At 68.6% G+C, this 24233-nt stretch carries 20 protein-coding genes; 19 read left to right on the top strand and 1 reads right to left on the bottom strand.

Annotated features, from left to right (window positions below; translation table 11 throughout):
* Positions 1–54: 54 nt before the first annotated feature.
* From A5709_RS04010 to A5709_RS03990, 5 genes are read left to right on the top strand one after another with little or no spacing between them, the layout of a single operon-like run.
* Entirely contained in the window at positions 55–2028 is a 1974-nt protein-coding gene (locus tag A5709_RS04010; RefSeq protein ID WP_068118164.1) for a DUF6541 family protein, read from the top strand.
* 21 nt (positions 2029–2049) lie between these two features.
* Positions 2050–2556, top strand: a complete 507-nt coding sequence (locus tag A5709_RS04005; protein WP_067948307.1) for a bacterial proteasome activator family protein — start codon at positions 2050–2052, stop codon at positions 2554–2556.
* 10 nt (positions 2557–2566) lie between these two features.
* Complete coding sequence (locus A5709_RS04000) at positions 2567–3406, top strand: ABC transporter ATP-binding protein (RefSeq protein WP_068118162.1); 840 nt, start codon at positions 2567–2569, stop codon at positions 3404–3406.
* Positions 3399–4313 carry a glycosyltransferase gene (locus A5709_RS03995; protein ID WP_068118158.1) on the top strand — a complete coding sequence of 305 codons (915 nt, stop codon included), beginning with the start codon at positions 3399–3401 and terminating at the stop codon, positions 4311–4313. The genes A5709_RS04000 and A5709_RS03995 overlap by 8 nt, the downstream gene beginning before the upstream one ends.
* Positions 4310–5140, top strand: coding sequence for an ABC transporter permease (locus A5709_RS03990; RefSeq protein WP_068118155.1), 831 nt, complete (start codon positions 4310–4312; stop codon positions 5138–5140). The genes A5709_RS03995 and A5709_RS03990 overlap by 4 nt, the downstream gene beginning before the upstream one ends.
* Before the next feature lie 56 nt (positions 5141–5196).
* Here A5709_RS03990 and A5709_RS28675 read toward each other — a convergent pair whose 3' ends face one another.
* Positions 5197–5562 (bottom strand): DUF732 domain-containing protein, encoded by a 366-nt coding sequence (locus tag A5709_RS28675; protein ID WP_231986878.1) that lies wholly within the window; start codon positions 5560–5562, stop codon positions 5197–5199.
* A gap of 90 nt (positions 5563–5652) precedes the next feature.
* Between A5709_RS28675 and A5709_RS03980 the strand changes: the two genes are divergently transcribed.
* From A5709_RS03980 to A5709_RS03915, 14 genes are all read left to right on the top strand, one after another.
* Positions 5653–6174 carry a 6-carboxytetrahydropterin synthase gene (locus A5709_RS03980; protein WP_068010507.1) on the top strand — a complete coding sequence of 174 codons (522 nt, stop codon included), beginning with the start codon at positions 5653–5655 and terminating at the stop codon, positions 6172–6174.
* A 43-nt stretch (positions 6175–6217) separates the two neighbouring features.
* The gene (locus A5709_RS03975) at positions 6218–6433 is read left to right on the top strand and encodes a hypothetical protein (protein WP_082953347.1); all 216 of its coding nucleotides are present in this window, start codon (positions 6218–6220) and stop codon (positions 6431–6433) included.
* Between the two features lie 57 nt (positions 6434–6490).
* Positions 6491–7630, top strand: a complete 1140-nt coding sequence (locus A5709_RS03970; protein ID WP_067948292.1) for a flotillin family protein — start codon at positions 6491–6493, stop codon at positions 7628–7630.
* Between the two features lie 97 nt (positions 7631–7727).
* Complete coding sequence (locus tag A5709_RS03965) at positions 7728–8207, top strand: GreA/GreB family elongation factor (protein WP_067948290.1); 480 nt, start codon at positions 7728–7730, stop codon at positions 8205–8207.
* 42 nt (positions 8208–8249) lie between these two features.
* Positions 8250–8678, top strand: a complete 429-nt coding sequence (locus tag A5709_RS03960) for a GtrA family protein (RefSeq protein ID WP_067948288.1) — start codon at positions 8250–8252, stop codon at positions 8676–8678.
* 32 nt (positions 8679–8710) lie between these two features.
* Positions 8711–10102, top strand: coding sequence for an FAD-binding oxidoreductase (locus A5709_RS03955; RefSeq protein ID WP_067948286.1), 1392 nt, complete (start codon positions 8711–8713; stop codon positions 10100–10102).
* Between the two features lie 10 nt (positions 10103–10112).
* Positions 10113–10877, top strand: a complete 765-nt coding sequence (locus tag A5709_RS03950) for a decaprenylphospho-beta-D-erythro-pentofuranosid-2-ulose 2-reductase (protein ID WP_067948284.1) — start codon at positions 10113–10115, stop codon at positions 10875–10877.
* Positions 10878–10879: 2 nt separating this feature from the next.
* Positions 10880–12757 carry a galactan 5-O-arabinofuranosyltransferase gene (locus A5709_RS03945; protein WP_068010505.1) on the top strand — a complete coding sequence of 626 codons (1878 nt, stop codon included), beginning with the start codon at positions 10880–10882 and terminating at the stop codon, positions 12755–12757.
* On the top strand, positions 12757–16035 hold the full coding sequence (locus A5709_RS03940; RefSeq protein WP_156767955.1) for an arabinosyltransferase domain-containing protein: 3279 nt from the start codon (positions 12757–12759) through the stop codon (positions 16033–16035). Before A5709_RS03945 ends, A5709_RS03940 begins: the two co-directional genes overlap by 1 nt.
* Before the next feature lie 79 nt (positions 16036–16114).
* Positions 16115–16441, top strand: a complete 327-nt coding sequence (locus tag A5709_RS03935; RefSeq protein ID WP_068118151.1) for a helix-turn-helix transcriptional regulator — start codon at positions 16115–16117, stop codon at positions 16439–16441.
* Positions 16438–16923 carry an SRPBCC family protein gene (locus A5709_RS03930; protein WP_068118148.1) on the top strand — a complete coding sequence of 162 codons (486 nt, stop codon included), beginning with the start codon at positions 16438–16440 and terminating at the stop codon, positions 16921–16923. Before A5709_RS03935 ends, A5709_RS03930 begins: the two co-directional genes overlap by 4 nt.
* On the top strand, positions 16920–17543 hold the full coding sequence (locus A5709_RS03925) for a maleylpyruvate isomerase family mycothiol-dependent enzyme (RefSeq protein WP_068118145.1): 624 nt from the start codon (positions 16920–16922) through the stop codon (positions 17541–17543). Before A5709_RS03930 ends, A5709_RS03925 begins: the two co-directional genes overlap by 4 nt.
* Before the next feature lie 67 nt (positions 17544–17610).
* Positions 17611–20937, top strand: coding sequence for an arabinosyltransferase domain-containing protein (locus A5709_RS03920; RefSeq protein WP_068118142.1), 3327 nt, complete (start codon positions 17611–17613; stop codon positions 20935–20937).
* Positions 20934–24131, top strand: a complete 3198-nt coding sequence (locus A5709_RS03915) for an arabinosyltransferase domain-containing protein (protein ID WP_068118138.1) — start codon at positions 20934–20936, stop codon at positions 24129–24131. Before A5709_RS03920 ends, A5709_RS03915 begins: the two co-directional genes overlap by 4 nt.
* Positions 24132–24233: the final 102 nt, after the last annotated feature.

Genomic DNA, 24233 nt, shown 5'->3' with positions numbered 1-24233 from the left:
CAAGCCGGCCGGTGGCTTCCCGAGGCAGGACACCCGGCCAGCCATACTAGTCGAGTGGGCCTCTGGTTCGGAACGCTGATCGCATTGTTTTTGCTGATAGCGCCCGGGGCGATCATCGCGCGAATCAGTCAGCTCAGTTGGCCTGTCGCCGTCGCGGTGGGCCCGGCCCTGACCTACGGCGCGATCGCGTTGGCGATCATCCCGTTCGGCGCGGTCGGAATCCCGTGGAACGGCTGGACGGCGCTGGCGACGCTGGCCGGGGTGTGCCTGCTGATGACGGTCCTGCAGTTGCTGGTCGGCCGCTACCGCGACGTCGAGGCGGAGGCCCGCGGGATCGGCCGGTGGCCGGCGGTGACGGTGGCGGCCGGGGTGCTGCTCGGGTCGCTGCTGATCATGTGGGCGGCCTATCGCGGTCTGGGTGCCCACTGGCAGACCATCCCCAGCACCTGGGACGCGGTCTGGCACGCCAACGAGGTGCGGTTCATCCTCGACACCGGGCAGGCGTCGTCGACGCACATGGGCGAGCTGCGCAACGTCGAAACGCACCAGACGCTGTACTACCCGTCGGTGTTCCACGCCCTGACCGCGGTTTTCTGTCAGCTCACCGGGGCGGCGCCCACCACCGGCTACACGGTGAGCTCGGTGGCGGCCTCGGTCTGGCTGTTCCCCACCAGCGCGGCGATGCTGACCTGGCGGCTGATGCGCGGGACCTGGTGTGAATGGCGCACCGCCGCCGCGGCCGCCACCGCCGCCGCGCTGTCGGCGTCGTTCACCGCCCTCCCCTACGTCGAGTTCGGCGTCGCCGCGATGCCCAACCTGGCGGCCTACGGGGTCGCCGTCCCGACGTTCGTGCTGATCGCCTCGACGCTGCGGCACCGCGACCGCATCCCGGTGGCGGTGCTGGCCTTCGTGGGGGTGATGTCGGTCCACCTGACCGGCGGGTTCATCGTCGTGCTGTTCGTGGTGGCCTGGTGGCTGCTGGACGTGCTGTGGCGCCCGGTGCGCGGCCGGGTCGCCGACGCCGTGACGGTCGCCGGCGTGACGACGGCCACCGGGCTGATCCTGTTGCCGCAGTTCATCAGCGTGCGGCAGCAGGAAGACATCATCGCCGGGCACTCGTTCCTGACCCACCTCAGCAAGAAGCGGGGCCTGTTCGACGCCGTCTTCCAGCACTCGCGTCATCTCAACGACTTCCCCTACCAGTACGGGCTCATGTCGCTGGCGATCCTCGGCGGGATCCTCTTCGCCTACAAGAAGATCTGGTGGCCGCTGGCCGTATGGCTGTTGTTGGTGGTGGTGGACGTCGACGCGGGAACACCGCTGGGCGGCCCACTCGGCGCGCTGGCCGGGGCGTTCGGGGAGTTCTTCTACAAGGACCCGCGCCGGATCTCGGCGGCCATCACTCTGCTGCTGCAACCTATGGCCGGCGTCGCGTTGTTCGTCATCGTCACCGGGGTGGTCGCCGGCGCCAAACGAGTCGCCGACCGGTCCCGACCGTCACCCGCGCCGGCGTGGACCGCGGCCACGGCCGTGCTGTTGCTGGCGACGACCGTCTTCACCGCCCGCCACTACTTCTATCGGCACCTGGTCCTGTTCGGCGACAAGTACGACTCGGTGATGATCGACCAACGCGACCTGATGGCGATGGCCTACCTGGCCACGCTTCCGGGCGCGCACACCACCGTGATCGGCAACGCCAACACCGACGGAACCGCCTGGATGTACGCCGTCGCCGACCTGCACCCGCTGTGGACCCACTATGACTACCCGCAGCAAATGGGCCCCGGACCCAACCGCTACATCTTCTGGACCGGAGCCCGCAAGGGCGAGTCCGATCCGCGGGTGGTCGAGGCGATTAAAGCGCTCAATATCCGGTACATCTACACCAGCACGCCGACGGTCCGGGGCTTCGCCGTACCCGACGGACTAGTGTCACTGGATAAATCGAAGTCGTGGGCGCTGATCTACGACAATGGTGGAGCCCGAATCTACGAATGGCGCGGAAGCGGCGCGGCGCCGCACTCTTAGTCCGCAAAGGATGGTGATGGATTGACTACCCGCAACGACGACGATGACATCGAGATCATCGGCGGCGTCGACCCGCGGACCACGGCGGTGGCGGAGGACGACTCCGACGAGCGCTCCCTGACCGATCTGGTTGAGCAGCCCGCCAAGGTGATGCGCATCGGGACGATGATCAAGCAACTCCTTGAGGAGGTGCGTGCCGCACCGCTCGACGAGGCCAGCCGCAACCGCCTGCGCGAGATCCACGCGACCAGCATTCGCGAGCTCGAAGAGGGCCTGGCACCGGAACTGCGCGAAGAGCTCGACCGCCTCACCCTGCCGTTCAACGAGGACTCGGCGCCGTCGGACGCGGAATTGCGCATCGCCCAAGCCCAGCTGGTCGGCTGGCTGGAGGGGCTGTTCCACGGCATCCAGACGGCGCTGTTCGCCCAGCAGATGGCCGCCCGCGCGCAGCTGGAGAACATGCGCCAGGGCGCGCTGCCCCCCGGCGTCGGCAAGCCGGGCGCGTCCGGGCACGGTCAGTACCTGTAAGCGAAGCACGGTGGCGGGTCCTCACATCGAGACGCACAACGCGTGGGTGGAATTCCCCATTTTCGACGCGAAGTCGCGCTCCCTGAAGAAAGCCTTCCTCGGCAAGGCGGGCGGCACGATCGGCCGCAACAGCTCCAACGTCGTCGTCGTCGAGGCGTTGCGTGACATCACCATGTCGCTCGAGCTGGGCGACCGGGTGGGTCTGGTCGGTCACAACGGGGCCGGCAAATCGACTCTGCTGCGCCTGCTTTCGGGCATCTACGAACCAACCCGCGGCTGGGCGACGGTCACCGGCCGGGTCGCACCGGTCTTCGATCTGGGCGTCGGCATGGACCCAGAGATCTCCGGTTACGAGAACATCATCATCCGCGGGCTGTTCCTCGGGCAGACCCGCAAGCAGATGCTGGCCAAGGTCGACGAGATCGCCGAGTTCACCGAGCTGGGTGACTACCTGTCGATGCCGCTGCGGACCTACTCCACCGGGATGCGGGTCCGCCTCGCGATGGGCGTCGTCACCAGCATCGACCCCGAGATACTGCTGCTCGACGAAGGGATCGGCGCGGTCGACGCCGACTTCCTGAAGAAGGCACAGTCGCGGCTGCAGGGCCTGGTCGAGCGGTCCGGAATCCTGGTGTTCGCCAGCCATTCCAACGAGTTCCTGGCCCGGTTGTGCAAGACCGCGATGTGGATCGACCACGGAGTCATTCGCCAGGCCGGTGACATTGAAGACGTGGTGCGCGCCTACGAGGGCGAGGACGCGGCCCGGCACGTGCGCGAAGTACTGGATGAGACCCGCCTGCAGGGCCGCACCGACGAACCGCTGGCGCAGAGCGCATCCGGGGATGAGTGAATCCATCATCGCCGTCGTGGTCACGCACCGGCGCGCCGACGAACTCGCCAAGTCGCTGGACACGCTCAGCGCGCAGACCCGGCTGCCGGATCATCTGATCGTCGTCGACAACGACGGTGGCGCCGACGCCCGCATCCGGGAACTGGTTGCGGCCCAGCCGATCTCGACGACGTACCTGCCCTCCCGCCGAAATCTCGGCGGTGCGGGGGGTTTCGCGCTCGGCATGCTGCACGCGCTGGCGCAGGGCGCCGACTGGGTGTGGCTGGCCGACGACGACGGTCGGCCGCAGGACTCCCGCGTGCTGGCCACGCTGCTGGCCTGCGCCGAAAAGCACGGCCTGGCCGAAGTCTCGCCGATGGTATGCAACTCCGACGACCCGGAACGGCTGGCGTTCCCGTTGCGCCGTGGCCTGGTATGGCGCAGGCGCGCAAGCGAATTGCGCACCGAACCGGGACAGGACCTGTTGCCCGGGATCGCGTCGCTGTTCAACGGCGCGCTGTTCCGGGCGTCCACCCTGGATGCGGTCGGCGTCCCGGACATGCGGCTGTTCATCCGCGGCGACGAGGTGGAGTTGCATCGCAGGCTGGTTCGGTCCGGCCTACCATTCGGCACCTGCCTGGACGCGATCTACTTGCATCCCTGCGGATCCGACGAGTTCCGCCCGATTCTGGGCGGCCGCATGCACACCCAGTACCCCGACAATCCGACGAAGCGGTTCTACACCTATCGCAACCGCGGCTACCTGCTGTCGCAACCGGGCCTGCGCAAGCTGCTGCTCCAGGAGTGGGTTCGGTTCGGCTGGTACTTCCTGATCACCCGCCGCGACCCCAAGGGGCTGTCCGAGTGGATTCGGTTGCGCCGCTTGGGGCGTCGGGAGCAGTTCGGCAAACCGGGAGGCTCCACTTGACATTCATCGACGCCGCCGCGCAGTCGCGGACCTTCACCCGCGCCCGGGGTGACCTGGTGGCCGGCTTCCGTCGGCACGAGTTGTGGCTGCACCTGGGCTGGCAGGACATCAAGCAGCGCTACCGCCGCTCGGTGCTGGGGCCGTTCTGGATCACCATCGCGACCGGCACCACCGCCGTCGCCATGGGTGGCCTGTACTCCAAGCTGTTTCACCTCGAGCTCTCCGTGCACCTGCCGTACGTCACGCTCGGGCTGATCATCTGGAACCTCATCAACGCGGCCATCCTCGAGGGCGCCGACGTCTTCGTCGCCAACGAGGGACTGATCAAGCAGTTGCCGACGCCGCTGTCGGTGCACGTCTATCGGCTGGTGTGGCGGCAGATGATCTTGTTCGCGCACAACATCGTCATCTACGCCGTCATCGCGATCATCTATCCCAAGGCGTGGTCGTGGGCGGACCTGTCGGTGATCCCGGCGCTGGGTCTGATCGTCCTCAATTGCATTTGGGTGTCACTGTGTTTCGGCATCCTGGCGACCCGCTACCGCGACATCGGCCCGCTGCTGTTCTCCGTCGTGCAGTTGCTGTTCTTCATGACCCCGATCATCTGGAACGACGACACGTTGCGGCAGCAGGGCGCCGGGCGCTGGTCGAAGATCGTCGAGCTCAATCCCCTGCTGCACTATCTCGACATCGTTCGCGCCCCCCTGCTGGGCGCCCATCAGGAGCTGCGGCACTGGGCCGTGGTGGGGGTGCTGACGGTCGTCGGCTGGGTGCTGGCGGCGTTCGCGATGCGGCAGTACCGCGCCCGGGTGCCGTACTGGGTCTAGCCCGGCGACGATGCGCCGCGCACGCGGCGTGAGGAGCCGGGCAATCGATATAGCGCTCACATGAGCGGGGGCAGCGGATTCAGCCAGTCCACCGAACCGTCGCCCTGCCCCTTGTATTGCGGGCAGTAGGCGGACACGGAAGCGCCGACGAAGAACCCGGCTTGCCGCGCCGAGAGGTTGGCGTCTTTCATCACCTTCATCGCCAGGACGCTCGATTTCTGGTTTCGGTCGAGCCCGGCGCAGACCGAGCGGGCCATCGAGATCGCGGCGTCGTCGTTCAGCACGATCCCGTTGTCCGCCAGGGCCCCCAGGAACGCGTCGTCGGGTGGATCCGCCGACGCCGGGGCCGCGGAAAGCAGCGCGGCAACGGCAAGCACCGCCGCCACCGCCGTCGACGACCACCGTCCGGGACCAACCTTCACACCTACCAAGATAGGCACCGACCGCGATCGAGGGACGGCTCCAAGAATTCGTTGAGGATCCCGCAAGGCGTGCGCCGGAGGCTGGGACCCATGCGCAACACCCTCTTCGTCGACGGCGACCGCGTCGCCACCGTGCACCGCGCCGACGCGCCACTGGGCCGCACGGCCAGGTTCCACCAGCGCAGGCTGTTCGACAACCTGCCATGCTGCCATCGCTCGTGGGCCAATCAAGGCAAACGCTTCTTCCTGCACGGCTACGAGCGGGCCTTCGACATCGAGTTCGCCTGTGCCGAAACCGAAACCGGCACCGACGCGGTGATCGACGAGGGCACCCTCGACGAGGTCAGGACGGCACTGCGCGACCAGTTCGACCACACCACCCTGATCGCGGTCGACGACCCACAGCGCGATCTGTTCGAGCTGCTGGCCGACCGCGGCGTCATCGACCTACGGATCATGGACGACACCGGGATGGCGGGCACGGCCGCCTGGACGTTCGAAACGGTCGAGGGCATAGTCGGGCTGGCCACCGGCGGCCGGGTCTGGGTGTCCCGGATCAAGGCCCGGGAGAGCCGTAACCACGTCGTCACCCTCACGGCGGGGCCCGTTTAGACGAAACACGACGCCCGCTTTGCCGATGCGAGAGTATGCGTTCGTGAGCGACGCCGCGGCAATCGGCTGTGTTGGGACGTTGACCGTGGCAACCCGCGGGGACCGTGGGGCCGGCGAGGTGCTGGTCACCGTGCGGGGTGCGAAGGAAGCGTTTTTGGCGTGGTCCGACCATCCCCTGCCCAAGGGCGCCGAGGTGCTGGTGGTCGAAGTCAGGGACGCCCGGACGGTGGTGGTCGAGCCCTGGCAGGGCCTCGCCTGACCCAAGACGGCCCGGATCGCCGGGATACAACAGCGAAACCCGAAAAAGGAGTTCCCGATGCTCGGTTACAAGGTGCCCGCCCCCGACGAGGCGATGCTCATCTCCGGTGCCCGAACCAGAAGCAACGCCCCGTTCCGTGTGGTGACCGGTCACGGTGCGTTCATCCTGCCGGTCTTCCGCAAGGCTCGGTTCCTCACGCTGGCCATGTGCGAGGCGGAGGTCGCCGAGAAGTGCGTGACCCAACAGGGCATCACCCTCAACGTCCGGGCGGTGATCGCTTTCAAGGTCGGCAACGACACCGAGAGCATCATCAGCGCGGCACAGCGATTCCTGTCCGAGCAGGACCAGATGTCCGTGCTGACCGGCCGGATCTTCGCCGGTCACCTGCGCTCGATCATCGGCTCGATGACGGTCGAGGAGATCATCCGGGAGCGCCAGAAACTGGCGACCGAAGTCCTCGACGGGTCCAAGGAAGAGATGGCCCGCATCGGGCTGACCGTCGACGCCCTGCAGATCCAGTCCATCGACGACGACGGCCTGGGTTACATCGACGCCATGTCGGCACCGCACAACGCCGCGATCCAGCAGCAGGCGCAGATCGCGCAGGCGCAGGCCAACCAGGCGGCCGCCGAAGCCGAGCAGGAATCCCAGCGCAAGCAGGCCGAATTCGCCCGCCAAACCGCGATCGTCAAGGCGCAGTACAAGGCCGAGGTGGACAAGGCCCAGGCCGAAGCCGCGCAGGCCGGGCCGCTGGCCGAGGCCGAGGCCCAGCGCGAGGTGCTGCAGATGCGCACCGAACTGGCCGAACGCGCGGCCGAGCTGCGCCAGCAGGAACTGGTCGCCGAAGTGGTCAAACCCGCCGAGGCCGAGGCCGAACGCGTGCGCATCCTGGCCGTCGCCGATGCGGAGAAGATGAAGATCCAGGCGGAGGCGGCGGCGTCGCACAACCGGGTCGCGCTGGACAAGGCGCTCATCGACCAGCTGCCCGAGATCGTGGAGAAGGCGGCCCGGGGGCTCGCCAACGCCAACGTGACCGTGCTCAACGGCGCCGAAGGGCTCACCGAGGTGGCCAGCGGCCTGGTCGCCCAGGGCAGGGCGATCTTCGACGCCCTGCGGGGCACCGTCGAGTACTACGACGACGAGGACGGCGCACCGCCGCTCACCACGAACTCCGAATCCGGCTCGACCAGTCGCTGAGTGGGACCCGCCGCTTACTCGATAATGGTGGCGGCCGCCTCGTCGTGGTGCGACACTGGAACGCCACTTGAGCAAACGGGGCGAAAGGTCCATCGACGTGAGCAAAAAGGTCCAATCAGCAGCGGACGCGGCGCGGGCGAACCTGGCCGCTGAGCTGGAGCGGCTGCGGCAGCGGCGGGACCGCCTGGAGGTGGAGGTCCGGAACGACCGCGGCATGGTGGGCGATCACGGCGACGCGGCCGAGGCGATTCAGCGCGCCGAGGAGCTGGTTGGGCTCAGCGACCGGATCAACGAGCTGGACCGGCGCATGCGGACCGGGCCGTCGCAGCCCGACGCGTCGGAAACGCTGCCGGGTGGCACCGAGGTGACCCTTCGGTTCTCCGACGGGGAAGTGGTCACGATGCACGTGATCTCCATCGTCGAAGAGACGCCGGTCGGCCGGGAAGGCGAGACGCTGACGGCGCGCAGCCCCCTGGCCCAGGCCTTGGCCGGACACAAGGCCGGCGACACGGTGACCTACTCGACCCCGCAGGGCGAGGATCAGGTCGAGCTCATATCGGTCAAGCTGCCCCGGTAACGCGTCCCGGGAGGCCCCGCCGGTCCCGTTAAACTCCCCCCAATGGTTGCCCCGCTGCCCGACGCCGCGCCGCCGAGCCCGCAGTTGAGTCTGACGACACAGGTGACGCGGTTCGTCGTCACCGGCGGCCTGGCGGGGATCGTCGACTTCGGCCTGTACCTGGCGCTGTACAAAGCCGTCGGCGTCCAGGTTGACCTGGCCAAGGCCAGCAGCTTCGTCGTGGGCACCATCACCGCCTATCTGATCAACCGCCGGTGGACGTTCCAGGCCGCCCCGAGCACCGCGCGGTTCGTCGCGGTCATGGTTCTCTACGGCATCACCTTCGCCGTGCAGGTCGGCCTGAACCATCTGTGCCTGGCGCTTTTGCACTACCGCGGGTGGGCGATACCCGTCGCGTTCGTGATAGCGCAGGGCACCGCGACGGTGATCAACTTCGTCGTGCAGCGGGCGGTAATCTTCCGCATCCGCTGAGCCGACGCTCGCAAGCGGTACCCTCTGTGACGATGTTGAGCACCGATATTCCCACCACCACTACCCGGCTGACCGGCTTCGGCCGCACCGCGCCGTCGGTGGCCGAGGTGCTCTCGACCCGCGACCCCGAGGTGATCGCGAAGGCCGTCGCCCGGGTGGCCGAATCCGGCGGCCCGCACGGTCGCGGCGTCATCGCGCGCGGGCTGGGCCGGTCCTACGGCGACAACGCGCAAAACGGCGGCGGCCTGGTGATCGACATGACCGGGCTCAACCGCATCCACTCGATCAGCGCCGACACCCGGCTGGTCGACGTCGACGCCGGCGTCAGCCTGGACCAGCTGATGAAGGCGGCGCTCCCGTTCGGGCTGTGGGTCCCGGTGCTGCCGGGCACCCGCCAGGTCACGGTCGGCGGCGCGATCGCCTGCGACATCCACGGCAAGAACCACCACAGCGCGGGCAGCTTCGGCAACCACGTGCGCTCGATGGACCTGCTGATGGCCGACGGCAGCGTCCGCACCCTCACCCCCGACGGGGATGACGCCGAGCTGTTCTGGGTCACCGTCGGCGGCAACGGCCTGACCGGGATCGTGCTGCGCGCGACCATCGAGATGACGCCCACCGAGACGGCCTATTTCGTCGCCGACGGGGTGGCCACCAAAGACCTCGACGAAACGGTCGCCGTGCACCTCGACGGCAGCGAGGCCAACTACACCTACTCGAGCGCCTGGTTCGACCTGATCAGTCCGCCCCCCAAGCTCGGCCGGGCCGCCGTCAGCCGCGGCAGCCTGGCGAAGCTCGACCAACTGCCCAAGAAGCTGGCCAAGGATCCGCTGAAATTCGATGCGCCACAACTGTTGACGGTGCCGAACGTATTTCCCGTCAGCGCGATGAACAAGCTGTCCTTCATGGCGATCGGCGAGGTGTACTACCGGTTGGGCGGTAACTACACCGGCAAGATCATGAACCTGTCGCAGTTCTACCACATGCTCGACCTGGTCAGTGGCTGGAACAACGCTTACGGCCCAATGGGTTTCGCGCAACACCAGTTCCTGGTGCCGCCGGACGCGATGGACGAGTTCAAGGCCATCATCCGCTGGATCCAGACCCGCGGCCACTACTCGGCGCTGAACGTTTTCAAACTGTTCGGGCCGGGCAACCGCGCGCCGTTGAGTTTCCCGATGGCCGGCTGGAACGTCGCGATGGATTTCCCCAACAAGCCGGGCATCAACGAGTTCCTCAACGAACTCGACCGGCGGGTCCTGGAGTTCGGCGGCCGGGTGTACACCGCCAAGGATTCCCGCGCGAGTGCCGAGACCTTCCACGCCATGTACCCGCGCATCGACGAGTGGATCGCGGTGCGCCGCAAGGTTGATCCCGCCGGGGTGTTCGCCTCGGACATGGCCCGACGTTTGGAGCTGTTGTAATGGTGCGCCAATGGTTTTAGATGCCGTGGGAAATCCGCAGACCATCCTGCTACTCGGCGGTACCTCCGAGATCGGGCTGGCCATCTGTGAGCGCTACCTGCAGAACGCGCACGCCCGCATCGTGCTGGCCGCCATGCCGAACGACCCGGGCCGCGACGCCGCGGTCGCCCAGATGAAGGCGGCGGGCGCGCGCTCGGTCGAGCTGATCGATTTCGAGGCCACCGACCCCGACAGCCACCCGAAAACGATCGACGCTGCCTTCGCCCACGGTGACGTCGACGTGGCCATCGTCGCCTTCGGCATCCTCGGCGATGCCGAGGAGCTGTGGCAGGACCAGCGCAAGGCCGTCTTGGCCGCCGAAATCAATTACACCGCAGCGGTTTCGGTGGGTGTGCTGCTCGGCGAGAAGATGCGCGCCCAGGGCTTCGGCCAGATCATCGCGATGAGCTCGGCCGCCGGGGAGCGGGTACGGCGATCCAACTTCGTCTACGGCTCCACCAAGGCGGGGCTGGACGGCTTCTACCTGGGCCTGGGAGAGGCGTTGCGCGAGTACGGTGTTCGCGTCCTGGTGATCCGCCCGGGTCAGGTGCGCACCCGGATGAGCGCGCACGTCAAGGAAGCTCCGTTGACCGTGGACAAGGAGTACGTCGCCAACCTCGCCGTGACCGCCGCCGCAAAGGGTAAGGAATTGGTTTGGGCGCCAGCAGCATTCCGCTACGTGATGATGGTGTTGCGACACATCCCGCGGAGCGTCTTCCGCAAGCTGCCAATCTGATCATGCGCAACGCGCTGGCCGTCCTGGGCCAGATGGCGGTCGCGGTGGCGGTGGCCGTCGTGGTCGCGGTGATCTCGCTGGTCGCCATCTCCCGCGTGCAGTGGCCGGCCTTCCCGTCGTCCAACCAGTTGCACGCGCTGACCACCGTGGGGCAGGTCGGCTGCCTGGCCGGTCTGGTCGCCGTGGGCTGGGCCTGGGGACGCTCCGGCCGGTTTCGCTGGCTCGCGCAGCTGGGCGGGCTGGCGTTTGTGTCCGCGTTCACCGTCGTGACGCTGGGCATGCCGCTGGGCGCGACCAAGCTGTACCTGTTCGGCATCTCCGTCGACCAGCAGTTCCGCACCGAATACCTGACCCGGCTCGCCGACAGCCCCGCCCTGCGCGACATGACCTACATCGGGCTGCCGCCGTTCTACCCGCCCGGCTGGTTCTGGCTCGGCGGGCGCGCCGCGGCGCTGAGCGGCACACCGGCCTGGGAGGTCTACAAGCCGTGGGCCGTCACCTCCATCACGATCGCGGTGGCCGTCGCCCTGGTGCTGTGGTGGCGGATGGTGCGCTTCGAGTACGCGCTGATCGTCACCACCGCGACGGCGGCGGCGACGCTCGCCTACGGCTCGCCCGAGCCCTACGCGGCCATGATCACCGTGCTGCTGCCGCCGGTGCTGGTGCTGACCTGGTCGGGTCTGCGCGGCGGCGAGCGCAACGGCGGCTGGGCCGCGATCGTCGGCGCCGGACTATTCGTCGGCTGGATGGCCACCTGGTACCTGCTGCTGTTCGCGTTCGGCGCGTTCACCGTCCTGCTGATGGCCGTGTGGCTGGCCGGCCTGCGCTGGCGGCGGGGCGGCGCCAGGGCCGCGCTCGACCCGCTGCGCCGGCTGGCCGTCGTCGCGGTCATCGCCGCGGCCATCGCGAGCACCACCTGGCTGCCGTTCCTGTTGCGAGCGGTGCGAAGCCCGGTCAGCAACTCCGGCAGCGCCCAGCACTACCTGCCCGCCGACGGCGCCGTGCTGACCTTCCCGATGCTGCAGTTCTCCCTGCTGGGCGCGGTCTGCCTGCTGGGCGCCCTCTGGTTGGTGGTGCGGGCCGGGTCGTCCGTGCGGGCCGGGGCCCTGGCCATCGGGGTGCTGGCCGTCTACCTGTGGTCGCTGCTGTCGATGCTGACCACGCTGGCGCGCACCACGCTGCTGTCCTTCCGGCTGCAACCGACGTTGACCGTGCTGCTGGTGGCCGCCGGGGCATTCGGCTTCGTCGAGGCCGTCCGGGCGCTGTCAGCGCGCGGCCGGGCCGTCCTTCCCGTCGCCGGCGCCGTCGGCCTGGCCGCCGCGATCGCGTTCAGCCAGGACATCCCCGACGTGTTGCGCCCGGATCTCACCATCGCCTACACCGACACCGACGGCAACGGCCAGCGCGGAGACCGCCGCCCACCGAGTTCGGAGAAGTTCTACCCCGACATCGACCACGCCATCGCCACGGTGACCGGCAGGCCCCGCGATCAGACCGTCGTGATGACCGCCGACTACAGCTTCCTGTCCTTCTATCCCTATTGGGGATTCCAGGGATTGACGTCGCACTACGCCAACCCGCTGGCGCAGTTCGACCTGCGGGCCGCCCAGATCAACAAGTGGTCGAAACTCAAGTCCGCCGACGACCTCATCCACGCGCTCGACACCTGCCCCTGGCCACCGCCCACGGTGTTTCTCATGCGGCGCGGCGCGAACGGCAACTACACGCTGCGGCTTGCCGAGGACGTGTATCCCAACCAGCCCAACGTCCGTCGCTACACCGTCGACCTGCGGGCCGCCCTCTTCGACAGCCCGCAGTTCGTCGTCCACAGCGCCGGCCCGTTCGTGGTGGCCATCCGCAAGCCCCCGGCAGGCCGCTGATGAGCACCGACACCGTGCCTCAAAAGGGGCAGCCGGGCGTCGAAGAACTAGCATCTACCACCGTGACCGACACGGGAGCGAACCACCGGATCACTCGGTTGGTTGCCACCGTCGCCGGGCTGCTCGGGGCGCTGCTGGCCATCGCCACCCCGCTGCTGCCGGTCAACCAGACCACCGCCCAGCTCAACTGGCCGCAGAACGGCAACTTCGAGAGCGTCGACGCGCCGCTGATCGGGTACGTCGCCACCGACCTCAACGTCACCGTGCCCTGCCAGGCCGCCGCGGGCCTCGCCGGCCCGGCGAACGCGGCGAAGACGGTGCTGTTGTCGACGGTGCCCAAGCAGGCTCCCAAGGCCGTCGACCGCGGGCTGCTCATCCAACGCGCCAACGACTACCTGGTGGTGGTGGTGCGCAACGTGGCGGTGGTGACCGCCCCGCTGAGCCAGGTGCTCAGCCCCGCCTGCCAGCGGTTGACCTTCACCGCGCACGCCGACCGCGTCACCGCCGAGTTCGTCGGGCTGACCCAGGGCCCCAACGCCGAGCATCCCGGCTCGCCGCTGCGCGGGGAGAAGAGCGGCTATGACTTCCGGCCCCAAATCGTCGGTGTCTTCACCGATCTGGCGGGGCCGGCGCCGCCGGGCCTGACCTTCTCGGCGACCGTTGACACCCGCTACAGCAGCAGCCCCACCCAACTGAAGATGGCGGCGATGGTCCTCGGGGTCGTGCTGACCGCCGCCGCCCTGGTCGCGCTGCACCTGCTCGACACCGCGGACGGCACCCGACATCGCCGCTTCCTGCCGTCGCGCTGGTGGTCGGTCGGCGGCCTGGACGCCCTGGTGATCGCCGTGCTGGTGTGGTGGCAGTTCGTCGGGGCCAACACGTCCGACGACGGCTACATCCTGACCATGGCCCGGGTCTCCGAGCACGCCGGTTACATGGCCAACTACTACCGCTGGTTCGGCACGCCGGAGGCCCCCTTCGGTTGGTACTACGACCTGCTGGCGCTGTGGGCGCACGTCAGCACCGCCAGCATCTGGATGCGGTTGCCCACCCTGGCCATGGCGCTGACGTGCTGGTGGGTGATCAGCCGGGAAGTCATGCCCCGCCTGGGTCACGCCGTGAAGCTGAACCGTGGCGCGGCGTGGACGGCGGCCGGCATGTTCCTGGCCGTGTGGCTGCCGCTCAACAACGGCCTGCGGCCCGAGCCGATCATCGCGCTGGGCATCCTGCTGACCTGGTGCTCGGTGGAACGCGCGGTGGCCACCAGCCGCCTGCTGCCGGTGGCGGTCGCCTGCATCATCGGTGCGCTGACGCTGTTTTCCGGGCCGACGGGTATCGCCTCGATCGGTGCGCTGCTCGTCGCGATCGGACCGCTGCGGACCATCCTGCACCGCCGGTCCAAGCGGTTCGGCGCGCTGCCTTTGGTGGCGCCCCTGTTCGCCGCGGTCACCGTCACCGCCATCCTCATCTTCCGAGACCAGACGCTGGCCGGCGAGGTTCAGGCCAGCATGCTCAAGCGCGCCGTCGGGCCAAGCCTGAGTTGGTTCGACGAACACATCCGCTACGAGCGGCTGTTCATGGCCAGTCCCGACGGGTCGGTCGCCCGCCGCTTCGCCGTGCTGGCGCTGGTCCTGGCGCTCGGGATCACGGTCGCAATGTCGTTGCGCAAGGGCCGGATTCCGGGCACGGCCGCCGGGCCGAGCCGCCGCATCGTCGGGATCACCATCATCTCGTTCCTCGCGATGATGTTCACTCCCACCAAGTGGACCCACCACTTCGGGGTGTTCGCCGGGCTGGCCGGGCCGCTGGGCGCGCTGGCCGCGATAGCCGTGACGTCCGTGGCTATGCGGTCCCGGCGCAACCGCACCATGTTCGCCGCCGTCGTGCTGTTCCTGGTGGCCTTGTCGTTCGCCAGCGTCAACGGCTGGTGGTATGTGTCCAATTTCGGTGTGCCATGGTCGAATTCGTTCCCGGCGTGGCACTATGCCTTCGCCACCGCGCTGCTCGGGCTGACCGTCGTGGTGCTCCTGCTGGCCGCGTGGTTCCATTTCGTCGATCCCGAAAACGGCGCACCGAAAACCCGCCTCGGCGCGCGGGCCGCCGGAATCGTCCAGTCCCCCTTGGCGATTGCGACATGGCTGCTGGTGGTGTTCGAGGTGGCATCGCTGACCCTGGCGATGACCGACCAGTACCCCGCGTGGACGGTGGGCCGCTCCAACCTCGAGGCGCTGACCGGCAAGTCGTGCGGACTGGCCGAGGACGTGCTGGTGGAACAGGACCCCAACGCCGGCACGCTGTCGCCGGTGAGCGCCACGGTGGGCGACGCACTTGGCGCGGGCCTCTCGGAAGCCTTCACGCCCAACGGGATTCCCGCGGACGTCCGCGCCGACCCCGTGATGGAGCGGCCGGGTGACCGCAGCTTCATCAACGACGACAAGCTGGTCACCGGCGCCGAAGCCGGCACCGAGGGCGGCACCACTCCGGCGCCGGGAATCAACGGTTCGGTTGCCCAGCTGCCCTACAACCTCGATCCGTCGCGCACGCCCGTCCTGGGCAGCTGGCGACCCGGCATCCAGGTGCCCGCCCACCTGCGATCGGGCTGGTACCGACTGCCCGCCCGCGACCAGGCGCGGCCGCTGCTGGTGGTGAGCGCGGCCGGCCGCTTCGACCCCCGCGAGGTCCAGGTGCAATGGGCCACCGATGACGAAGCCGCCCACGGACACCCCGGCGGATCGTTCCAGCTCGCCGATGTGGGCGCCTCCCCGGCCTGGCGTAACTTGCGGTTGCCGTTGTCGGCCATCCCCACCGGCGCCACCCAGATCCGGTTGGTCGCCGACGACGAGGACCTGGCGCCGCAGCACTGGATCGCGCTCACACCGCCGCGGATCCCGCAGCTGCGCACGCTGCAGGACGTGGTGGGATCGCGGGACCCGGTGTTCCTGGACTGGCTGGTCGGGCTGGCGTTCCCCTGCCAGCGGCCATTCGGCCATCAAAACGGTGTCGACGAGACGCCGAAATGGCGCATCCTGCCGGACCGTTTCGGCGCGGAGGCCAACTCGCCGGTGATGGACAACAACGGTGGCGGACCGCTGGGCGTCACCGAGCTGCTGGTAAAGGCGACCACCATGGCCACCTATCTGAAGGACGACTGGTCGCGCGACTGGGGCTCGCTGCAACGGCTGACGCCCTATTACGCCGATGCGCAGCCCGCCCGCCTGCAGCTCGGCACGGCAACCCGCAGCGGCCTGTGGAATCCCGCGCCCCTGCGCAAGACCTAGCCGTCACAACCCGGGCAGGCAGTTGGTAGGGCTCGCAGGCATTGCCGCGCCGCTGTCGGTAAGCGTAGGCTTACGGTTCGTGGCGGCTTACCAAGCTTATGGGGATGCCTGGGACGCCCTGGCGGACCGGACGCGCAGGGCCATCTTGGAGCGGCTCGCGCACGGCCCGGCCGCCGTCGGAGAACTGGCGCGGCATCTGCCCGTCAGCAGGCCAGCCGTTTCGCAACACCTCAAGGTGCTCAAATGCGCGGGGCTGGTGCGCGACCGCGCGGCAGGCACCCGGCGCGTCTATCAACTCGACCCGACGGGCCTCGAGGCGTTGCGCGCCGATCTCGACCGGTTCTGGTCGCAGGCGCTGGCCGGCTACGCCCAGAAGATCGATGAGAGTAAAGGAGAACCCCTGTGAGGCAACGGATTCCGAATGTCACACACCACGTCGTGGTCAACGCGCCGATCGAGCGGGCGTTCGCCGTCTTCACCGAGCAGTTCGGCGACTTCAAACCTCGGGAGCACAATCTGCTGGCGGTCGCGATCGCCGAGACGGTCTTCGAGCGCCGGGTGGGCGGGCACATCTACGACCGCGGCGTCGACGGCAGCGTATGCCGCTGGGCGCGGATCTTGGCCTACGAGCCACCCCGCCGCCTCGTGTTCACCTGGGATATCGGCCCAACCTGGCAACTGGAACCCGACCAATCGAAAACCAGTGAAGTCGAAGTGCGCTTCACCGCCGAGTCCGATGACCGCACCCGGGTCGACCTCGAGCATCGCCACCTGGACCGCCACGGACCGGGATGGGAATCCGTCGCCGAGGGTGTCGACGGTGACGCGGGCTGGCCGCTGTACCTGGACCGGTATGGCCGGCTGCTGCTCGCCGGGGCCCGGCAATGACTGCCACCCTGATGAGCATGGCCCACGACGAGCGGGCCGACCTGGCGGATTTCCTGGCCACCCTGACGCCGCAGCAGTGGGACGCCCCCAGCCTGTGCTCGAAGTGGACCGTGAAAGACGTTGTCGCGCATGTGATCAGCTACGAAGAGCTCGGCGCACTGGGGCTGCTGAAGCGCTTCGCCAAGGGCTGGGTCGTCCGGGCCAACCAGGTGGGCGTCGACGAACTCGCCGACCTGACCGCCGGGCAGCTGCTCGACTTACTGCGTGCCCATCTCGAACCACGCGGGCTGACAGCAGGTTTCGGCGGGATGATCGCGCTCGTCGACTGCACCATCCATCACCAAGACATCCGTCGCGCGCTGGGCCTGCCGCGCAGCGTGCCGGCCGATCGGCTCGAACGGGTCCTCGGCCTGGTGCCGGGCAACCCCAGGCTCGGCGCCGGCCGCCGGATCAGGGGCCTGCGCCTGCGCGCCACCGATGTCGACTGGGAACACGGCCACGGGCCGGAAGTCACCGGACCGGGTGAGGCGCTGCTGATGGCGATGTCCGGCCGCCGCGCGGCGCTCGCCGACCTCGCCGGCCCGGGTCTCGACACGCTCGCCGCGCGGCTGGCCCGCTGACGCCGGGCGGCCCCGCGCGGCCCCGCGTCCTCAGCGGACAAAGCAGCTTCGCTTACGATCGAGCCTCGTGCCCCACGACGATGATCAGCGTTCGCAGCGGATCCCTCGCTTGGTGGCAGTCGTCGCCGGCCTCGTGGGTCTGCTGTTGTGCGTGCTGGTCCCGTTGCTCCCGGTGAAACAGACCACCGCGACCGTGCTGTGGCCGCAGGGCACCGCGGACGGTCACATCACCCAGATCACCGCTCCCCTGGTGTCCGGGGCGCCGCGCGCGCTGGACATCTCCATCCCGTGCGCGGCGATCGCCACCCTGCCCCCCGGCGGCGGACTGGTGGTCTCCACCCTGCCCGCCGGCGGCATGGACGCCGGCAAGAACGGGCTGTTCGTGCGCGCGGACAAGGACCTGGTGGTCGTCGCGTTCCGCGACACCGTGGCCGTGGCGGCACCGCGCCCGGCGGTCGCCGGCGGGGCCTGCAGCGTGCTGCACGCCTGGGCCGACGCGGGCGCGGCCGGTGCGGAGTTCGTCGGCATGCCAGGCGCCTCCGGGGTACTGCCCTCGGAGAAGAAGCCGCAGGTCGGCGGGATCTTCACCGACCTGAAGGTGCCCGCACAGCCCGGGCTGTCGGCCCGCGTCGACATCGACACCCGGTTCATCACGGCCCCAACGGCCCTCAAGCAGCTCGCCATGGGCGTGGGCGCGCTGGCCGTCCTGACGGCCGTCATCGCGCTGGCCGCGCTCGACCGGCGCAGCCGGGGTGGCGGCACCCTGATCAATTGGCAGTCCCCGATCGCCTGGCTCTCCCGGTACCGTCCCCGTGCGCGCTGGAATTCGTGGCGGCGCGTCGGCATCGCCACCTGGATCGCCGACGCCGGAGTGATCGCGACGCTGCTGCTCTGGCACGTCATCGGCGCCACCTCGTCCGACGACGGCTACAACCTGACCATCGCCCGCGTCGCCCCGAAGGCCGGCTACATCGTCGACTACTACCGCTACTTCGGCACGACGGACGCGCCGTTCGACTGGTACCTGGGGCTGCTGTCCAGGCTGGCATCGGTGAGCACCGCAGGCGTGTGGATGCGGCTGCCGGCCACGCTGGCCGGCATCGCCTGCTGGCTGGTGATCAGCCACTTGATCCTGCGCAGGCTGGGGCCCGCCAGGGGCGGACTGGCGGCGAACCGGGTGGCCGTCTTCACCGCGGGCGCGGTGTTTCTGGCCGCCTGGCTGCCGTTCAACAACGGTCTGCGGCCCGAGCCGCTGATCGCCCTCGGCGTGCTGATCACCTGGATCCTGGTCGAACGCGCGATCGCGCTGCAACGCCTGGCCCCGGCCGCCGTCGCCATCTTCGTCGCGATGCTCACCGCGACGCTGGCGCCGCAGGGCCTGATCGCCGTCGCGGCGCTGCTGACCGGGGCGCGGGCCGTCGCCCAGACGATCCGGCGGCGCCGGGTGACCGACGGGCTGCTCGCCCCGCTGGCGGTGCTGGCGGCGTCGCTGTCGCTGATCACCGTCGTGGTGTTCCGCAGCCAAACGCTGGCGACCGTCGCCGAGTCGGCGCGCATCAAATACAAGGTCGGGCCGACGATCGCGTGGTACCAGGACTGGCTTCGCTACTACTTCCTCACGGTGGAGTCCAACCCCGACGGGTCGATGGCGAGGCGATTCGCGGTGCTGGTGCTGCTGCTGTGCCTGTTCGGCATGCTGGTCATCCTGCTGCGCCGGGGCGGGGTGCCCGGGGTCGCCAGCGGGCCGGCCTGGCGGTTGATCGGCACCACGGCCGTCGGCCTGTTGCTCTTGACGTTCACCCCGACGAAGTGGGCCGTCCAGTTCGGCGCGTTCGCCGGACTGGCCGGGGCGCTGGGTGCGGTAACCGCGTTCGCGCTGGCGCGGATCGGCCTGCACAACCGCCGCAACCTGACGCTGTACGTCACGGCCCTGCTGTTCGTGGTGGCGGTGGCGACCTCCGGCATCAACGGCTGGTTCTACGTCGGCAACTACGGGGTGCCGTGGTACGACATCCAGCCGGTCGTCGCCAGCCACCCCGTGACGTCGATGTTCCTGACGTTGTCGATCCTCACCGGGCTGCTGGCCGCCTGGCAGCACTTCCGGATGGACTACGCCGGACACACCGAGGTCAAGGACAACCGGCGCAACCGGGTGCTGGCGTCGACCCCGCTGCTGGTGGTCGCGACCATCATGGTGGTCGGCGAAGTCGCCTCGCTGACCAAGGGCGCGGTGTTCCGCTACCCGCTCTACACCACCGGGAAGGCCAATCTGGCCGCCATCAGTTCGGGCCTGTCGCCCGCCAGCTGCGCGATGGCCGACGACGTGCTGACCGAGCCCGACCCCAACGCCGGCATGCTGCAGCCGGCGCCCGGGCAGACGTTCGGCCCGGACGGCCCGCTCGGCGGCGCCAACCCGGTCGGCTTCAAACCCGACGGCGTCGGCGATGACCTGAGGTCCTATCCGGTGGTCACCAAACCGGGGGTGGTGAATTCCGACGCGTCACCGAACAAGCCGAACGCCGCCATGAGTGACTCCGCGGGCACCGCTGGCGGGAAGGGCCCCGCCGGCGTCAACGGCTCGCACGCGGCGCTGCCGTTCGGCCTAGACCCGGCCCGCACGCCGGTGATGGGCAGCTACGGCGAGAACTCGCTGGCTGCCACCGCCACCTCGGCCTGGTACCAGCTGCCGCCCCGCACGCCGGACCGCCCGATCGTCGTGGTGTCGGCGTCCGGCGCCATCTGGTCGTACAAGGAGGACGGCACCTTCACCTACGGACAGTCGCTCAAATTGCAGTGGGGCATCGCCCGCCCCGACGGCAGCACCCAGCCGCTCGGGGAGGTGCAGCCGATCGACATCGGGCCCGAGCCGGCGTGGCGCAATCTGCGGTTCCCGCTGACCTGGGCGCCGCCCGAGGCGAATGTGGCGCGCATCGTCGCCTACGACCCGAACCTGAGTTCGGATCAGTGGTTCGCGTTCACGCCGCCGCGGGTCCCGGTGCTGCAAACCCTGCAGCAATTGATGGGATCGCAGACACCGGTGCTGATGGACATCGCGACCGCCGCGAATTTCCCGTGCCAGCGGCCGTTCTCCGAACACCTTGGCGTTGCCGAACTTCCGCAGTACCGAATCCTGCCCGATCACAAACAAACGGCGTCGTCGTCGAACGGGTGGCAGTCCGGTGAGGCCGGCGGACCGTTCCTGTTCCTGCAGACCATGCTGCGCACCTCGACGGTCGCGACGTATCTGCGGGGCGACTGGTACCGCGACTGGGGATCCGTGGAGCAGTACTTCCGGTTGGTGCCGGCTGATCAGGCGCCGGACGCCGTAATCGAACAGGGTGTGATGACAGTGCGCGGCTGGAGCCGGCAGGGACCGATTCGGGCACTCCCATGAGCGTGCAGACCGTCAAGGACGTGCGGGTGACGCGCTGGGTGGCGACCATCGCCGGCCTGGTCGGATTCGTGTTGTCGGTGGCCACCCCGCTGCTGCCCGTCGTGCAGACCACCGCGACCCTGAACTGGCCACAGAGCGGTCAACTGAATAGCGTTACCGCCCCGCTGATTTCGCTCACCCCGGTCGACGTGACGGCGACCGTGCCCTGCTCCGCGGTGCGCGCCCTGCCGCCGGAGGGCGGGGTGGTGCTCAGCACGGCACCCAAAAAGGGCAAGGACGCCGCGCTGAACGCGTTGTTCGTTGTGGTCAACGGCAAGCGCGTGGACGTCACCGACCGCAACGTGGTGATCGCCAGCGCGGCGCGCGACCAGGTGGCCTCCCCGCAATGTCAACGCATCGAGATCACCTCGACGAAGGCCGGCGCCTTCGCCACCTTCGTCGGGCTGAATGATCCGGCGGGCAAACCCATCAGCGGCGGCTTCCCCGACCCGAACCTGCGGCCACAGATCGTGGGGGTGTTCACCGACCTGACCGGTCCCGCCCCGCCTGGGTTGAAACTGTCGGCCACCATCGACACCCGGTTCTCCACCACCCCAACGACTTTGAAACTGGTCGCAATGGTGGTGGCGATCGTGTCCACCATCGTTGCGCTGGTTGCGCTGTGGCGCCTCGACCAGTTGGACGGCCACCGGATGCGCCGGCTCATCCCCGCGAACTGGCGCACCTTCACCCTGGCCGATGTCGTGGTGATCTTCGGTTTCGTGCTCTGGCACGTGATCGGGGCCAACTCTTCCGACGACGGCTACATCCTGGGCATGGCCCGGGTCGCGGACCACGCGGGCTATATGTCGAACTACTTCCGCTGGTTCGGCAGCCCCGAGGACCCCTTCGGCTGGTACTACAACCTGCTGGCGCTGATGACGCACGTCAGCGACGCCAGCCTGTGGATGCGGTTGCCGGACCTGATCGCGGGAATCGTGTGCTGGCTGCTGCTTTCGCGTGAGGTGCTGCCCCGGTTGGGGCCCGCGGTGGCCGGCAGCAAGGCGGCGAATTGGGCGGCGGGCTTGGTCCTGCTGACAGCGTGGATGCCGTTCGACAACGGTCTGCGACCCGAGCCGATCATCGCCGTCGGGTCGCTGATCACCTATGTGCTGATCGAGCGCTCCATGCGCTACAGCCGGCTGACGCCCGCGGCGCTGGCGGTCGTCACCGCGGCATTCACCCTCGGCGTCCAGCCCACCGGACTGATCGCGGTGGCGGCGCTGGTCGCCGGTGGCCGTCCGATCCTGCGGATTCTGGTCCGCCGCCATCGCCTGGTCGGCACCTGGCCGCTGGTGGCACCCATGCTGGCCGCCGGCACGGTCATCCTGACCGTGGTGTTCGCCGATCAGACGCTGTCAACGGTGTTGGAAGCCACCAGGATTCGCACCGACATCGGGCCCAGCCAGGCCTGGTACACCGAGAACCTGCGCTACTACTACCTGATTCTGCCCACCGTCGACGGATCGCTCTCGCGCCGCTTCGGCTTCCTGATCACCGCGCTGTGCCTGTTCACGGCGGTGTTCATCATGTTGCGGCGCAAGCGAGTTCCCGGTGTGGCCCGCGGGCCGGCGTGGCGGCTGATGGGCGTCATCTTCGGCACCATGTTCTTCCTGATGTTCACGCCCACCAAGTGGGTGCACCACTTCGGACTGTTCGCCGCGGTGGGCGCCGCGATGGCCGCCCTGACCACGGTGCTGGTGTCGCATGAGGTGCTGCGCTGGTCGCGCAACCGGATGGCGTTCCTGGCGGCGGTGCTGTTCATCTTGGCGCTGTGCTTCGCCACCACCAACGGCTGGTGGTACGTCTCCAGCTACGGCGTGCCGTTCAACAGCAGCATGCCGAAAATCGGCGGAATCACGATCAGCACAATCTTTTTCGCATTGTTCGCGATCGCCGCCCTGTGGGCGATGTACCTGCACTTCGCATCCAGGAGCCGCGGCGAGGGACGGCTGGCGCGGCTGGTGACGGCAGCGCCCGTTCCCGTCGCAGCGGGATTCATGGCGGTGGTGTTCATCGCGTCGATGACGGCCGGCATCGTGCGTCAGTACCCCACCTACTCCAACGCCTGGGACAACCTGAGGGAATTCAGCGGCGGTTGCGGGCTGGCCGACGACGTGCTCGTCGAGCCGGACAGCAATGCCGGCTTCATGGCGCCGCTGCCCGACAATTACGGCCCGCTGGGGCCGCTGGGTGGCGTCAACCCAACCGGATTCACCCCCAACGGCGTACCGGATCGCACGCTGGCCGAGTCGGTCAAGGAGACGTCGGTGCCACAGCCCGGCACCGACTACGACTGGGACGCGCCGCTCAAGCTGACGACGCCGGGTATCAATGGATCGACGGTGCCGCTGCCGTACGGCCTCAACCCCGATCAGGTACCGCTGGCGGGCAGCTACACCAGCGGCGCGCAACAGCAGAGCAAGCTGACCTCGGCCTGGTATCAACTGCCCAAGCCCGACGCCGGACACCCGCTGGTAGTGGTGACCGCCGCCGGCACGATCGCCGGCAACAGCATCCTGCACCACCACACCAACGGGCAGACCGTGGAATTGGAATTCGGCAAGCCCGGTCCCGGCGGCGCCGTGCTTCCGGCCGGGCGCCTGGTGCCTTACGACCTGTACGGGGAACAACCTAAGGTTTGGCGGAACCTGCGCTTCGCCCGCTCCCAGATGCCCGCCGACGCCGTCGCGGTGCGGGTGGTCGCCGAGGACCTCTCCCTCACGCCGGACGACTGGATCGCTCTGACCCCGCCGCGGGTGCCGGAGCTGCGCTCGTTGCAGGAGTACGTCGGCTCGACGCAGCCGGTGCTGATGGACTGGGCGGTCGGGCTGGCCTTCCCGTGTCAGCACCCGATGCTGCACGCCAACGGCGTCACCGAGATCCCCAAGTTCCGGATCACTCCGGATTACAACGCCAAGAAACAGGACACCGACACCTGGCAGGACGGGGTCAACGGCGGCCTGCTGGGCATCACCGACCTGCTCCTGCGTGCTCACGTGATGTCGACCTATCTGTCCCACGACTGGGGCCGCGACTGGGGATCGCTGCGCAAGTTCGACACCGTCGCCGATGCCCAGCCCGCGCTGCTCGACCTCGGCACCGCGACCCGCACCGGGTGGTGGTCCCCGGGACCGATCCGCATTAAGCCTTAGCCGCTTTATATAGGTCTCGCAGTAATTGGTCAGCCGCCAAATAGCCGCATTAAATTGACGGTCGAGTAATTGTCCCCGATAGGTTTATTTCCGCCAATTTCG

Origin of the sequence: Mycobacterium sp. E1386 (assembly GCF_001672745.1) — a bacterium.
GTDB lineage: Bacteria > Actinomycetota > Actinomycetes > Mycobacteriales > Mycobacteriaceae > Mycobacterium.
This window is presented reverse-complemented; position numbering and strand designations above follow the sequence as displayed.